Annotated in this window: 11 protein-coding genes; 3 read left to right on the plus strand and 8 right to left on the minus strand. The window is 72.9% G+C overall.

The features are described 5' to 3' along the window. Positions 1-99: 99 nt before the first annotated feature. The 3 genes from gcvH to ACZ60B_RS37015 form a co-directional block, all read right to left on the minus strand. Positions 100-492 (minus strand): glycine cleavage system protein GcvH, encoded by a 393-nt coding sequence (gcvH, locus tag ACZ60B_RS37005; RefSeq protein WP_469395099.1) that lies wholly within the window; start codon positions 490-492, stop codon positions 100-102. A gap of 226 nt (positions 493-718) precedes the next feature. Then, positions 719-1,348, minus strand: coding sequence for a glyoxalase (locus ACZ60B_RS37010; RefSeq protein ID WP_469395101.1), 630 nt, complete (start codon positions 1,346-1,348; stop codon positions 719-721). Between the two features lie 119 nt (positions 1,349-1,467). Beyond that, positions 1,468-2,187, minus strand: coding sequence for a DUF4232 domain-containing protein (locus tag ACZ60B_RS37015; protein ID WP_469395103.1), 720 nt, complete (start codon positions 2,185-2,187; stop codon positions 1,468-1,470). Positions 2,188-2,506: 319 nt separating this feature from the next. On the opposite strand from ACZ60B_RS37015, the gene ACZ60B_RS37020 reads away from it, so the two are divergent. The 3 genes from ACZ60B_RS37020 to ACZ60B_RS37030 are packed head-to-tail and all read left to right on the plus strand — an operon-like array spanning position 2,507 to position 5,145. Next, a complete protein-coding gene (locus ACZ60B_RS37020) occupies positions 2,507-3,166 on the plus strand; it encodes an RNA polymerase sigma factor (RefSeq protein ID WP_469395105.1) in 660 nt (219 codons plus the stop codon). Beyond that, entirely contained in the window at positions 3,163-3,846 is a 684-nt protein-coding gene (locus ACZ60B_RS37025; protein WP_469395107.1) for a hypothetical protein, read from the plus strand. The genes ACZ60B_RS37020 and ACZ60B_RS37025 overlap by 4 nt, the downstream gene beginning before the upstream one ends. Before the next feature lie 24 nt (positions 3,847-3,870). Further along, a complete protein-coding gene (locus tag ACZ60B_RS37030; protein ID WP_469395109.1) occupies positions 3,871-5,145 on the plus strand; it encodes an acyltransferase family protein in 1,275 nt (424 codons plus the stop codon). A gap of 119 nt (positions 5,146-5,264) precedes the next feature. On the opposite strand, the gene ACZ60B_RS37035 is transcribed toward ACZ60B_RS37030, so the two are convergent. From ACZ60B_RS37035 to ACZ60B_RS37055, 5 genes are all read right to left on the minus strand, one after another. Beyond that, positions 5,265-8,090, minus strand: a complete 2,826-nt coding sequence (locus tag ACZ60B_RS37035) for a SpoIIE family protein phosphatase (protein ID WP_469395153.1) — start codon at positions 8,088-8,090, stop codon at positions 5,265-5,267. Between the two features lie 55 nt (positions 8,091-8,145). Beyond that, on the minus strand, positions 8,146-9,567 hold the full coding sequence (locus tag ACZ60B_RS37040) for an MFS transporter (protein WP_469395111.1): 1,422 nt from the start codon (positions 9,565-9,567) through the stop codon (positions 8,146-8,148). Further along, the gene (locus ACZ60B_RS37045) at positions 9,564-10,421 is read right to left on the minus strand and encodes a class I SAM-dependent methyltransferase (protein ID WP_469395114.1); all 858 of its coding nucleotides are present in this window, start codon (positions 10,419-10,421) and stop codon (positions 9,564-9,566) included. Before ACZ60B_RS37045 ends, ACZ60B_RS37040 begins: the two co-directional genes overlap by 4 nt. Positions 10,422-10,529: 108 nt before the next feature. Next, complete coding sequence (locus ACZ60B_RS37050; protein WP_469395116.1) at positions 10,530-12,452, minus strand: glycoside hydrolase family 5 protein; 1,923 nt, start codon at positions 12,450-12,452, stop codon at positions 10,530-10,532. A gap of 327 nt (positions 12,453-12,779) precedes the next feature. Next, on the minus strand, positions 12,780-14,228 hold the full coding sequence (locus tag ACZ60B_RS37055; RefSeq protein WP_469395118.1) for a gamma-aminobutyraldehyde dehydrogenase: 1,449 nt from the start codon (positions 14,226-14,228) through the stop codon (positions 12,780-12,782). Positions 14,229-14,274 lie beyond the last annotated feature (46 nt).

Here is a 14,274-nt window from a genome sequence, read left to right on the forward strand (position 1 = left end):
GGTTGTATCGGGGTGATCCCGACAACGCGGCTGGGGGTGCCCCCTCTGGGGGAGTGCGTGCCAGACGCCGCCGGGCAGACGGGACTTTCGAAACACGCCCTAGTCCTCCTCGCTGCGAAGGTACTTCTCGTACTCGGCCGCGCTGAGGAGCTGGTCCAGGTCCTTCATCCGGGACGGCGCGACCTGGACGATCCAGCCGTCTCCGTAGGGGTCGGAATTGATCAGCTCCGGCTCGCTCTCCAGCAGTTCGTTGACGGCCACGACGGTGCAGGCGACGGGCATGTAGACCTCGGAGACGGCCTTGACGGACTCCACGTGGCCGAACGGCTGGGAGCCTTCGAACCGGTCGCCCTTCGTCGGCTGTTCCACGAAGACGGCGTCGCCGAGCTGGCGCTGCGCGTAGTCCGTGATGCCGATGCGCACCTCCTTCGGACTCACGACGCCCACCCACTCGTGGTCCTTGCTGTACTTCAGCTCTGCCGGAACGGTCATCGTGACGTCCTCCGTCGATGGTGTCCGAAACCCCGGAACGGGATGACACAGGGCGCCGGACCAGCGGTCGCGCACCTGCGCCTTCGTGGCGGGACCCGGGCCCCGCGCATCGGACATTACATTCCGTGACCGAGAACACCCGGCACGCGACCTGCGTGTCGCCACGACACCGAGGCCGCGGTGCCGGACCCGCGGAGCGACCCGGCGACGAGGCGGCGGTGCCGGGTCAGGGCGTGGCCGCCAGCGCTGCCGCGGACTCCCAGGCGAACCCGTCCGGGTCGGTGAAGGGCCCCGCGTCGCCGCCGATCAGGAGCCGGTGCGAACCGGTGCCCTCGGGCGGGACGCCGGCGTCCTTGGCGAGGGCGCGGCGCCGGTACAGCCCCAGCCTGACGGGGCTCGACCCGGTGTCGAACTCGACGTACATACGGGCGAAGCTCTTGGCCACGGCAAGACCTCGGTCGGCGTAGAACCGCTTGCTCGCGACGATGTCCGCGACGCCCAGCAGGAGTACGACGCTGTCGATCTGCCGGGTGACGGGGCCGGTGTCCTTCTTCGCCGAGGTCGCGACCTTCCAGATCGCCCCGTCCGGCGCCTGGACCACGCCGCCGTAGCCCCACAGCGACTTCGCGGCCGGCTTCAGCACGGTCGCACCGGCGTCGAGGGCGGTACCGATCAGACTGTCGACCGTGCCCGGCTGGGACACCGTGAGTGACAGGGTGAACCCGCGGAAGCCGGTGCTGGGCGCCTCCGACGCCCGTAGCCGGACCTGTGCGTCCAGGCCGAAGGCGGCGGTGTAGAAGCGGCGGGCGGCCGTGGGGTCGGCCACGTCGAGGGTGACGGATTCGATGGATGCCATGCCTCAGACGGTAGAAGGGACCAGGTGACCGGCGCTTCTTCGATCCTGACCGATCCGGCCGCCCGTGCCGTTCGCCCGCCCGTCCCGTTCGCCCCCACGGTTCCACGAGGTCGGGCGGACTACAGGCTGAGCGCGTCCTCCGCGTTGTTCACCCACGGGGTCACGGAGTTGGTGTGCGGCGAGACGTACAGGCCGGGGGTGACGGCCGTGAGCGGCTTCTGCTCCAGGTCGGACTCGGTGTTCATGGTCATCGCGATCGAACCCACGGTCCGTCCCTTGCCGTCGTCGGCGCCGCCCATGAGCCCGGCGTAGGCCGACTCGCCCGGCTCCAGCCTGAGGGCGTCCTCGATGCCGGGGGCGGCGCCCCGCTCCGTGGCCGCACCGTCCAGACCGCCGAAGGTCACGATCGGATGGCCCAGCGCCCGGCACGCCTTGGTGCCCTTGTTCGTGATCTTGAGGAGATAGCTGCTGGTCGTGGGCTCCGCCAGGTTCGCGGTGAACGTGACGTCGTACGTGCTGCACGGGAAGACGTCGAAGTCGGCCGAGGAACCGTCGCCACTGCCGGAGGAACCCGCGGACGAACCGCCGGCAGCGCCACCGGACGAACCGCCCGACGAACCACCGGTCGAACCGCCGGTCGTGGACCCCGCCGGTGTCGCGGACGGCTTGGACGGGGCGGTGGGCTTCGACGGACCGGACGGTGCCGTGGACTCGGACGTGCTGGCGGTCGGCGGCTTCGCGGATCCGCCCGCCGCACCGCCGTCGGCGGGTCCGCAGGCGGTCAGCGCGAACGCGGAAACGGTGGCCAGGACGACGGCGGCTCTGTGAACGGTGCTCATGGTGCTCTTCCCCCGAATCGAGAAACGTGCGGTGTGCTGTGCTGCTGTGCTGAGCACCAGCATCCCGGGGTTTCTTCACAGCCAGGTGACAGGATCTTGCCGGATTCACCACTGTTGCCGGACGGCCCCCGAGACTCCCCCGGTCCGGACCGAGGCGGAGATCCGTCGGGCGGGTGAGCAGGTCGGCCGTGCCTACGGGCCGCCCGTGGTAACGCTTTTCGCGCTTCGCGCCAAGAACAGGTGAAGTGCCTTTGAGAAGCTCCGGCGAACCTCCCCCGGCGGAGGACCCCGGGACACCAGCGCCGAGGAGGAGACGCCTGTGGACGACGCGGAAAGGTCAAGGGGAGGTCCCGCGGCGGCGGTTCGCGACCCACGGCTCTTCGAGGAGTTCTACCGGCGCCACGTGGACGCGGTCATGCGTTTCGTGGCCCGCCGGGTCGACGACCCGCACACCGCGGCCGATCTGACGGCCGAGATCTTCCTCGCCGTCCTCGACTCGGCCCGCTCCTACCGGCCGCACCTCGGCAGCGAGACGGCCTGGCTGTACGGCATCGCGCGCAACGTCGTGTCGTCGGAGCGCCGCCGGGTCGCCCGGGAGGCGGAACGCGATCTGCGGTTCTGCGGGCGGAGGTTGCTGGAGCCCGACGACATCGCCCGTATCGAGGACAGGCTCGACGCGGAGAGCCCGGGGCGGCGTGCCCTGGCCGCGCTGGCGCGGCTCCCCGAGGGCGAGCGGGCCGTCATGGAGTTGGTCGCCGTGGACCAGTTGACGGTCACGGAGGCCGCTGCCGCGCTGGGCATCCGCCAGGTCACGGCCCGGGTCCGGCTGCACCGGGCGCGCAAGGCGCTGCGGGAGGACGCGGAGTCCAGGCCCGCCCAGGCCGCTCCTCGGGCCGCTCCCCCGGCCGCCCGGACGGGCTTCCCGGCAGCCAGGACACCGGACGCATCGCTGATGTACGTCACGAGGGGTGAAGCATGAGCGCGAGGACGACGTTCGAGGACCGGCTCCTGGAAGAGCTGAAGCGGCACATCGAACTGCGCGAAGCGGGGACGTGCCGAACCGGACCGGCCGAAACGGCGGTGGTTCCCGGCGGCGGGAGCGAAGCCGTGGACGGCGGGGCAGGAAGCAGTACGGCCGGCTGGAGCGAGGCGGGGACGGGCCGGGAGAAGTCTCCCGTGGGCCCTCTGTTCGCTCCGCGCCGGTTGGCTGTCGTCGCGGCGGCCTGCGCGGCGGCCTGGCTCGGCGTGGCGGGCGTCCCCGGATCACCGTCCGGATCGACGGCGTACGCGGTGGAGCGCCACGACGACGGCAGTGTCACGCTCACCGTCAAGGAGCAGAGCATCGATGTCGGGGCCCAGCGTGAGCTCGCGAGAAAACTGCGTCCGTGGGGCATCCGGGTGATCGTCGACGTGCTCTCCCCCGGGTTCGTGTGCGCGGGCAGCGAGGTCACCCCGCTCGTGGCGGTCGACCGGCGGGGCAACCGTGTACCCGTCATCCCCATCAGGTCCAGCTGGGACATCACTCTGCACTCGGGCAATGTGCTGGCCTTCGAGAACGTCCGGGGCGACTCCCGGCCCCGCGCGGTCTCGGTCTACGAGGTCACGAGTGAGGCCGAGCCCTGCCGCCCGCTGAAGGTCACCCTGCCGGACGACGCCTAGCTCCTGGAGAAACCCGGTCCACGTATGGAACCCCTGCCCTCGGTCCCCTCTACCCCGAGTTCGTCACCTTATGCATCCGATCGAACACGTTCAGACACCTCGCCGGTCGGTCCCCCGCGCCGGGGATGGCTCGACGCCCTGCGCGGCATCGCCGCGCTGGTCGTGGTGTTCGACCATTCGTCGTACGCCTTCATGGCCGGGTTCCGGCAGGAGCTGGCAGCGCAGTTCAGCACCAGCCGGTACGCCATCATGGTGTTCTTCCTGGTGAGCGGTTACGTCATCCCGGCGTCGCTGGAGCGCGGCGGCTGCGTCCGGACGTTCTGGATCGGCCGGGTCTTCCGCGTCTATCCGCTGTGGGCGGTCGCCGTGGCGGCGATCCTCGTCCTGCACCTGACGGGCGTCGTCGGTGTCCGCGCGGGTCTTGACCGGCAGAGTCCGGCCACCGTGGCCGTCGCCCACGCGACCCTGCTCCAGGAACTGCTGGGCACGCCCAGTCTCCTGCTCGTGCTGTGGACGCTCTCGTACGAGATGGCCTTCTATCTGCTGGTCGTGGCGCTGTTCACGGTCCGTCTCCAGCGGCGGCCGGCGGCGGTCGCCGTCGCCCTGGCCGCCGCGGCCGCCGTCAGCGCGGCGGCCGGGACCGTGCTGCCCGCTTCCGCGCTGTCCGGTGCGGTCGGCCCCGGCCGGCTGGTCGCGCTCGCCTCGACCGTCATGGTGGTGGCCGTCTGCTGCGCGAGTGCCGGTGCGCCCGCGCTGCGGATGGCCGGGGGTGTGCTGGGCGGGGTGCTGGCGCTCGTCCTGGTCGCCTTCAACGGCACGGTCCCGCTGTGGGAGGGACTGGTGGTCCTGGCCGTGATGTTCCTCGGCACGGCCGTCCACCGGGCCGAGAGCGGTCGGGACACATGGTGGTGCGCGGCCCGTGCGGCCGCGGTCGTGGCCGTGTGCGCCGTGGGGAGCGCGTACGGGCTCGGCGGCGGCCCCGGTTTCGTCCGTCGCGCCTGGATCGCGGCCTTCCTGCCGGCCCTGCTGACCTTCGGTGCCGGGCTGGCGGTGCGCCGTCGGCGGATACCCCGGGTGCTGACCGGACTGGGGACGATCAGCTACTCGGTCTACCTGATCCATCCGGTGCTGCTGGCGGTGAGCGACGGCACCATCGGCCGGTGGCGGCGGGACAGTCCCGTGCTCGAAGCGGCCTTCTTCGTCGTGCTGCTGCCGCTCTGCGCGTTGACCTACCGCCTGGTCGAAGCGCCCGGCCGGAGGTGGGGCCGGGCCCTGGCACGGCGGGGCGGCTCACCGTGACGAGGACCGCGCCGGGGCCCGTGCGTCACCCGCCCGGTCCGCCCGGCGCCGCGCTGGTGTCCGCGCGACGGCCGGCCGACTCTCCCGGCGCCGAGCCGGGCGCCGTCCGCCCGGCTCGGTCACAGGGCGTCGTCGCCCCACTGGTCCAGCAGGACGTCGGGCATGCCCTCCGCCGGTTCCGTGGCGGCCTCCTCGTGCAGGGCCTGCTCGGTCCAGATCACTTTGCCGTGCGGGGTGTAGCGGGTGCCCCAGCGCTGTGCGAAGCGTGCCACGAGGTACAGGCCGCGGCCGCCCTCGTCGGTGGCGGCGGCCCGGCGCAGATGCGGCGAGGTGTGGCTGGCGTCGGAGACCTCGCAGATCAGGGTCCGGTCGTACAGCAGGCGGACGCCGATCGGCGGGGCGCCGTAGCGGACGGCGTTGGTGGCCAGCTCGGAGAGGATCAGTTCGGTGGCGAAGCCGATGCCGTCGAGCCCCCAGTCCCGCAGCTGCCGGCCGCACGCGGCGCGGACCGGGGCCACCGCCGCCGGATCCGGAGGGATCTCCCACTGGGCGATCCGGGTCGGATCCAGCAGTCCGGTGCGGGCCACCAGCAGGGCGACGTCGTCGCGGGGGCGGGTGGGCAGCACGGCGTCGAAGACGGCCCGGCAGGTCTCCTCCGGGTCCCGCCGCGGGTGGCCGGCCAGCGTGTCCCGCAGCAGTCCGAGGCCGACGTCGATGTCCCGGCCGCGCTCCTCGACCAGCCCGTCGGTGAACAGCACCAGCCCGCTGCCCTCCGCCAGCCGCAGCTCGGCCGACTCGAACGGCTCCGCGCCGCCCAGGCCCAGCGGCGGGGAGACGGGCACCTCGGGGGCGTGCACCGTGCCGTCGGGCCGGACCACGAGCGGCCCCGGGTGCCCCGCCCTGGCCACGGTGGCGTGGCCCGAGACGGGGTCGTAGACGGCGTAGAGGCAGGTGGCGCCGGTGAGGCTGCGGCCGCTGTCGTCGTCCGCCTCGTCGGTGTCGATCCGGGTGACGAGTTCGTCGAGATGGGCCATGAGCTCGCCGGGGACGAGGTCGAGGGCCGAGAAGTTGTGCACGGCGGTGCGCAGCCGGCCCATGGTGGCCGCGGCGTGCAGCCCGTGGCCGACGACGTCCCCGACCACGAGGGCCACGCGTGCGCCGGGCAGGGGGATGACGTCGAACCAGTCGCCGCCCACGTGTCCCGACTCGGCGGGCAGATAGCGGTGCGCGACCTCCAGACCGCTGAGCGCCGGCAGGGACGCGGGCAGCAGGCTGCGTTGCAGTGTCACAGCCATGGCGTGCTCGCGGGTGTAGCGGCGGGCGTTGTCGATGGCGACCGCGGCCCGGGTGGCCATCTCCTCGGCCAGGGCCAGGTCGTCGTCCTCGAAGGGCTCGGGTTTCTCCGAGCGCCAGAAGCGGGCCACCCCCAGCACCACGCCGCGGGCGCGCAGCGGGACCGTGATGAGCGAGTGGACGCCGTGCTCGACGACCCTCCGGAAACGGTCGGGATCCTGGGGCCCGAACCCGGGGACGTACCCGGGCGCGTGTCCGAGGACGGTGCGCAGGTCGTGCTCGATCACCCCGTGGCCCCGGGTCGGGTCCGCGAGGGGGGACCCCGACGGCACGAACGCGACGTTCTCGCCGACCGGTGTGAACGGCGTGTCCGCGCGGATGCCGACGGTGGCCACGCGGCGCAGCGACTGCTCCGTGCCGGTCGGCTCCTCGCCGCGCAGCACCGGCTCGGCGAGGTCGACGGTCACGTAGTCGGTGAACTGCGGGACGGCGGCCTCGGCCAGTTCCTCGGCCGTCCGGGTCACGTCCAGGGTGGTGCCGATGCCGATACCGGCGTCGTACAGCACCCTCAGGCGCTCCCGTGCCTGCTCCGCCCGGCCGGACAGCACCCTCAGCTCGGTCGAGTCCCGCAGGGTGGCGACGCTGCCGGACCCGCCTCCGTACCGTTCCAGGGGCCGCTGGTTGACCGCCAGGACCCTGCCACCGGCCAGCAGCACCTCGTCGGTGGCCTCGCGTCCGGAAGCCAGCATTTCCGCGATCGGCGGCGCGAGGCCCAGTTCGTCCGCCCGGCGGCCCTGGGCCTGCGGCGACAGTTCGAGCAGACGCCGGGCCTCCTCGTTGACCAGCAGCAGTCTGCGGTCGGCGTCCACGATGACCACGCCTTCGCGGGCGGCTCGCAGGACCGCGTCGTGGTGGTTGTACAGACGGGTGATCTCGGCCGGTCCGAGGCCGTGCGTCTGGCGCAACAGCCGTCTGCCGACCACGAGCGCGCCGACGGTGCTGACGACCACGGCGGCGGCCGTGATGCCGAGCAGGACGGGCAGCTGTCTCATGGCTTCGGCGCTGATGCTCGCCACCCGGACGCCGACGGCGACCCCGCCGATCACGGAACCGTCGCTGTCCTTGATGGGCACGAAGGTGCGGATCGCGGTGGCGTGTCCGACCTCGCCGCGCCCGGTGAGGGACTGCCCGGAGCGCAGCGCCGCCAGGTCCTCGGGGTAGGGGATGCGCTTGCCGATCAGGCTCGGATCCACGCTGGTGTAGCGGACCCCGTTCTTTCCGACGATCACGATGAAGTCGAGGTGCGTGGCCATCCTGATCGCCTCGGTCTGCGGTTGCAGCACCGCCGACGGATCGGGCGACTTCAGGGCCGCCTTGATGCCCGGGGCCTGGGCGATGCCCGCCGCGACGGCGGCGGAGCCGGCGGTCGCCGCGCGGGTGGTCTGACGCCGGACCGTCAAGGCCAGCAGGACGCCGCCCACGAGGGCCAGCAGCAGGACCATCACCACTTGGATCACGAACATCTGGCCGACCACGCTGCGCACGTTCAGCAGCGACCTCAGGCCGGTCCGGCCGTGCCGCTCACCGTCGGGGACCTCGTCCGCCCGCACGGCATCGTCGGCGTCGGACGAAGGGCTCGACCGGCGAGACATTCGCACCATGCACCCCTTTTACCCATATTTGCGGCGTCACTCGCCGGGCCGCGCTCTACGTGCGGGCACCCGGTCGGCCGCGCCCCGCCCGCTGCGGCTTCGCCGGTACACAGAACCAGGCGAATGCCGCGGCGGTCAGGTAGGCGAAGGCGCCCACCGCCATGCTGGTGCGCAGCCCCGCCTCATAGCCGGCCCCGGTGGCCAGCAGGCTTCCTCCCAGTGCCACGCCGGTGGCGCTGCCGATCTGACGGGTGGTGTTGAACAGCGCGGACGCGGCTCCCGAGTACGCCGGGGGTGCCGCGCCCATCACGGTGGCGGTCGCGCCGGTCAGGGCGAAGGACGTACCGAACCCCGCGGCCATCATCGGTACGACCAGTGCCGCGTAGGCGGGCCCGGCTCCGGCCGCCGCCCAGCCCGCCAGCCCCAGGGCGCCCAGCAGCATGCCCGAGACCACCAGCGGACGGTCGCCGGTGCGGCGGGCCAGCCGGGCCGAGAGCACCGAGGCGAACGTGGTCATGACCACCGCCGGGAACAACGCCAGCCCCGTCACCAGGGCGCTGAAGCCGCGCTGGTGCTGGAAGTACAGGCTGGCGGTGAACACCATGCCGTAGAAGGCGAAGTTGAACAGCAGGCCGATGACGGGGGTCCCGCGCATCTCGCGGGAGCGCAGCAGGCTCGGCGGCAGGGCCGGAGCGCGGGCCAGCCGCTCACGCAGCACGAACGCCAGGGCCGACACGACGGCCAGGCCCAGCCCGGCGAGCACGGCGGGATCCGTCCAGCCGCGCCGCCCGGCCTCGTTCAGCGCACCGGTCAGCAGGGCCACCGCGGCCACCACCGCGCACTGCGCCGGCCAGTCCAGGGCCCGTGTGCCGTGCCGGGGCGAGGGCGCCACGTGCCGCAGGGTCAGCAGCAGGCAGGCCGCGCCCACCGGCAGGTTGATCAGGAAGACCGAGCGCCAGCCCACCGTGGAGACCAGCAGCCCGCCCAGCAGCGGCCCGGCGGAGGCGGCGATGCCGGCCATGGAACCCCACAACCCGAAAGCCCGCGTCCGTGCGGCGGGCTGCGGGTAGGCCTGCTGGAGCAGGGCCAGCGACCCGGGCACGATCAGGGCCGCGCCGAGCCCCTCGACCAGCCGGGCCCCGACCAGGAACGCGGTGCTCGGCGCGAACGCGCACGCGGCAGAGGACGCCGTGAACACCAGGACGCCCCAGCAGAAGATCCGGCGGTTGCCGAGCCGGTCGCCCAGCGCTCCCCCGGTCATCAGCAGGCCCGCGAAGACGACCGTGTAACCGTCCGTGATCCACTGGATGCCGGTGAGCGAGGCGGACAGGTCCCGGCCCACCACGGGCACGGCGACGTTGATGATCGTCACGTCCAGGATGACCATGAAATACCCGGCGCACACCGCCAGCAGCGGCGCCGAGGACCGTCGCTCCGCGGCTCCGTCCGCCGCGTACGCCCTCTCGCCCGCGGTCAAGGCCGGGTGGGCCTGCGACCCCAGGCCGTCAGCATTCCGGGCGAGAGCCCGACGTATTCCGGGGAGTCCAGCCGGCGCTCGGCCTCGTCGATCGCGGCGTCGTCCACCACGCCCGTCGCCGTCATCGCCGTACGGGCCCGGTCCCAGGTCCGAACCCAGAAGCGGCTGATGGGACTGCCCGGTGCCAGGGGCGGTACGTGGATCTCGGCCGCCACGGACTCCAGGCCCGCCGCGACCATCAGCTCGGGGTAACGCGGCACCCAGGAGATGTCGGTGCCGATCGTCTCCCGCAGTCCTTGCCACATGGCCCGCATGGCCCGGGTGTACGGGGTGTCCGGGGCGGCGTCGGTGGTGAGGTCCACCGCGTCGCCCAGGACGAGGACACCGCCCGGCGCGAGCAGCCCGGCGAGTTTCTCGACCAGCTCGGCGGGTGACGGCAGGTGCATCAGGACGAACCTGGCGTGCACGAGGTCGAAGAGGCCCGGGGCGAAGAGGTCCGGGCCGAAGCGGTCGGAGGTCACGTCGGCCTGGAGGGTGGTGAGTCCGGCGACCGGCTCGCCGGGCAGGAACGTGGTGTGCCGGTCCACGGCCACGACCTCGGCGACGCCCGCCTCGCGCAGCAGCCAGGAGGCCACCGTGCCGGTTCCGGCGCCCACGTCCAGACAGCGCCAGCCCGGTCCCGCGCCCAGCTGCCGCAGCCGCGCGGTCGTCAGGGGGTCGTAGACGAGGGCTCCGAGGTCGGTCCGGTCCGACTCGCCCTCGTCCTGCGGACGGAACAGCCGCTCTCCGTAGGTCCCGGGGCGCACGGCCCCCTGAGGAGCGCGGGGCGTACCGGAGTCCGTTTCACCTGCCACCCGCCCATTGTCGGGGCAGGACGGCGTGCGCACATCTCGCGGACGTCCGGCGCGGCGCCCGGCCCGGCAGCAGGAGCCAGGACCGGGGCCACGCCGCCCGTCCGTCCGTCAGCCCAGCTTGCGGCAGAGCAGTGCGGCGGGGCCCCCGCTGCTGCCGATCCGGGTGGTGAAGGCGATCCCGGCGGCGTACTCGTCGTCGGCGCACTGGCCCTTGTAGTCGCCGTAGGCGAAGTCGCCGCCCTGGGCGTCGGCGGGCCGGTTGTCGGACCGGTCGAACCACACCGTCCGCCCGGCGCCGCCGAGCGAGGTGCGGGCGGGGACGCACAGGGCCGCCGACGTCCGGCCGCCGCGGCGGCTGAAGCCGATCAGGAACTGGCCGGAGGGGCACTGGAGCTTGGTGTAGCCGGAGGCCCAGTCACCGCCCGAGGGGACATTGCGTTCGTCGGTGACGACCGTCTGGGTGTTGCCCGCGGCCCGCAGGTCACCGGCGGTGACGTCGGTGCACAGCCCGCGGACCGCCTTGTGTCCGAGGCCGGTCAGCCGCAGACCGTCGGGGCATACGGCCTTGGACGCGCCCGAGTCCCAGTCGCCGCCGGCGCGCACCCGCAGCGACTCGACGTGGTCGCCGTGGTCGGTGGCGAGCATGTGCCAGGCGGGGACCGGGTCGACGGACCCGGTGCGGGTCGGCGCGGTCATGACGCGGTTCCATCCGGCGGCGCGCCAGTCGCCCGGGTCGAGCAGACCGTGGCGGTGGCCGTCGGTGTCGTAGCGCAGCAGCGCCCAGTCGTCGTGGCCCTCCCAGCCGACCAGGGGCCAGTAGGCGAAGTCCGTGTCGTGGTCGGCGAAGTAGTCGGTGAGGTTGCCGAACCAGGTGCGGGCCGCGGAGTTCGACTCGCCGGATCCGATGCCGAACTCGCTGATCCACAGGGGTGCGGTGTAGTGCCTGCCGCCGTCCTCGACGAAGAACGCCTCGTCGTAGAGGGCCTGGTGGAGCGCGTCGCGGGTGAGGTCCTGGTAGCGGGCGTCGTGGGTCTCGCCGATCCCGGTGGCACCGCTGTGGCTGGGACCGGTGTAGCCGTAGAAGTGGGCGGAGTAGACCAGCTTGTGGGCGGCGACGAGGGTGTGCGAGAGCGTGCGCGCGGGGGTGAGCATCGGGCGGCCGTGCGGCAGCCCGTCCACGGGCAGACCCGTCCAGTTGATGCCCTCGACGACGATCAGGAGGTCGGGGTTGGCCTCGGTGAGGATGCGGTCCGCGGCCGACTGGGCGGCGGCGTACCAGTCGTGGTCGTCGCCCAGGCCCCAGTTGGGGTCGTCCAGGACGTCGCGGCGCACCTCGTTGTAGAGGTCGGCGCCCACCACGCGGGGGTCGGCGGCGTAGCGGCGGGCCATGAAGACCCAGTCGTCGGCCCACTGCTGAGTGCTCTGGCCGCTGTTCCACCGTTCGTTGCCGTCGACGCCGCAGCACCAACGGGAGGTGTTGGTGTGGTTGTTGAGGATGACCGCGAAGCCGTCCTGGGTGAGGGCGGCCACCACCGAGTCGAAGACCTGGAGCGGTGTACGCCCGCGCAGCTGCGGGTTGGCCGCGACCGCGGCGTCCGGCACGGTCGCCGTCGCGTGGATCATCTCGTTGGAGAACGGCAGCCGGATGCTGTTGATGCCGAGGGCGTGGAAGTCGGCGAGCAGCGTGGCCAGGGGAACGCGGTCCAGACCGAGGGGGATGCCGTAGGAGTTCTGCCCTGCATGGTGGTTGGCGGGGTCGGTGACGCTGCCGCTGCCGGTCCACGAGCCCTGCGCGCCGTCCCAGTTGGCCGACCTCAGCCGGAAGCGGTTGCCTGCGGCGTCGACGATGTAGCGGCCGCTGGTCGACAGGGGCGGCCGCCAGGCCTCCGCCTGCGCGACGGCGGCGGCGGGGGCCGCGGAAGCCGGGGGCGCCGGGGACGCCGGGACGGCGGCGACCGCCCCGGGTGTCGTGGCCAGCAGGAGTACGGCCGAGGCCACCCCTGTCAGGTACTGAACAAGCCTGTCGGGCACAGGTCCTCCGTGGACGAGCGTCGGTGCGCGGGTGGGGGTGGGGGTGGCGCTGCCGACGGACGACGCGGTTCACGGCGTCCGCAGACGGTCTCCCGCGCAACGGCCGGACATCCCCGTCGGCGGACAGTGCCACCAGTCTACGGAGCAACTGCCGCCGCTTCAGCCGTACTTGACCGACACCGGAGGCAGACGTCGCACCGAGGAGTGCCGGGCCGCCACGCAGAACGCCCGACCGGGAGATCCCGGTCGGGCGTTCTGCGTGGGGCCGTCCCGGAGGCGGCCTCCGGCACCGTGGTCAGCCGTGGGCCGGCCGTGGGTCGGCCTGGGTCACAGGGCCGTCATCACGTGCTTGATACGGGTGTAGTCCTCGAAGCCGTAGGCGGAGAGGTCCTTGCCGTAGCCGGACTTCTTGTACCCGCCGTGGGGCATCTCGGCGACGAGGGCCATGTGGGTGTTGATCCACACGCAGCCGAAGTCCAGGGCCTTGGACATCCGCATCGCACGGGCGTGGTCGCGGGTCCACACCGAGGAGGCCAGGGCGTACTCGACGCCGTTGGCGTGGGCGACCGCCTGCTCCTCGTCGGTGAAGGACTGGACGGTGATCACCGGGCCGAACACCTCGTTCTGGACGATCTCGTCGTCCTGGCGCAGCCCGGAGACCACGGTCGGGGCGTAGAAGTAGCCGCGCTCCCCCACCCGGTGACCGCCGCTCTCCACGGTGGCGTGCTCGGGCAGCCGGTCGATGAAGCCGGCCACCCGCGCGAGCTGGTCGGCGTTGTTGAGCGGGCCGAAGAACATGTCCTCGTCGTCGACGCTGCCGCCGGTACGGGTCTCGGACGCCGCCTTGGCCAGGGCCGCGACGAACTCGTCGTGGACCGACTCGTGGACCAGGACGCGGGTGGCCGCGGTGCAGTCCTGGCCGGCGTTGAAGTAACCGCCGGCCGCGATGCCCTCGGCGGCCGCGGCGATGTCGGCGTCGGCGAAGACCACCGCGGGGGCCTTGCCGCCCAGCTCCAGGTGGACGCGCTTGACGTCACGGGCGGCCGACGCGGCGACCTCCATGCCGGCCCGCACCGAGCCGGTGATGGCGGCCATCGCCGGGGTCGGGTGCTCCACCATCAGGCGTCCGGTCTCGCGGTCGCCGCACACGACGTTGAGGATGCCCGCGGGCAGGTCCATGTCCCTGAGGACCTCGCCGATGATGCCGGCGAGCAGGACGGTGGACGCGGGGGTGGTGTCGGAGGGCTTGAGGACCACGGTGTTGCCCGCGGCGATGGCCGGGGCGAACTTCCACACGGCCATCATGAGCGGGTAGTTCCACGGGGCGACCTGCGCGCAGACGCCGACCGGCTCACGGCGGATGATCGAGGTCATGCCCTCGGTGTACTCGCCCGCCGAGCGGCCCTCCAGCATCCGGGCGGCACCGGCGAAGAAGCGGATGGTGTCGACGACCGGCGCGATCTCCTCGGAGAGGGTGAGCGCGCGCGGCTTGCCGGTGTCGCGGCACTCGGCGTCGGCGAGGTCTGCGGCGCGGGACTCCACCGCGTCCGCGACGCGCAGCAGCAGCCGCTGCCGGGTGGCGGGGGTGGCGTCGCGCCACTGCGGGAAGGCGGCGGCCGCGGCGGCCATCGCCGCGTCCACGTCGGCGGCACCCGACAGCGGCGCGTGCGCGTACACCTCGCCGGTGACCGGGTCGACCACGTCCAGACGGCGGCCGTCGGCCGCGTCCACGTAGTGGCCGTCGATGTGGTTGCGCAGCGCAAGAAGCTCGCTCATGACCTGTTTCCTCGTCGACCCGCCCACCGGCGCGGCGCCTCGGCGG

It is taken from the genome of Streptomyces sp. NPDC104096, from assembly GCF_055584385.1.

Coding starts and splice junctions, on each gene's coding strand:
- gcvH (WP_469395099.1), bottom strand. CDS start 492: ATGACCGTTCCGGCAGAGCTGAAGTACAGCAAGGACCACGAGTGGGTG.
- ACZ60B_RS37010 (WP_469395101.1), bottom strand. CDS start 1,348: ATGGCATCCATCGAATCCGTCACCCTCGACGTGGCCGACCCCACGGCC.
- ACZ60B_RS37015 (WP_469395103.1), bottom strand. CDS start 2,187: ATGAGCACCGTTCACAGAGCCGCCGTCGTCCTGGCCACCGTTTCCGCG.
- ACZ60B_RS37025 (WP_469395107.1), top strand. CDS start 3,163: ATGAGCGCGAGGACGACGTTCGAGGACCGGCTCCTGGAAGAGCTGAAG.
- ACZ60B_RS37030 (WP_469395109.1), top strand. CDS start 3,871: ATGGAACCCCTGCCCTCGGTCCCCTCTACCCCGAGTTCGTCACCTTAT.
- ACZ60B_RS37035 (WP_469395153.1), bottom strand. CDS start 8,090: ATGTCTCGCCGGTCGAGCCCTTCGTCCGACGCCGACGATGCCGTGCGG.
- ACZ60B_RS37055 (WP_469395118.1), bottom strand. CDS start 14,228: ATGAGCGAGCTTCTTGCGCTGCGCAACCACATCGACGGCCACTACGTG.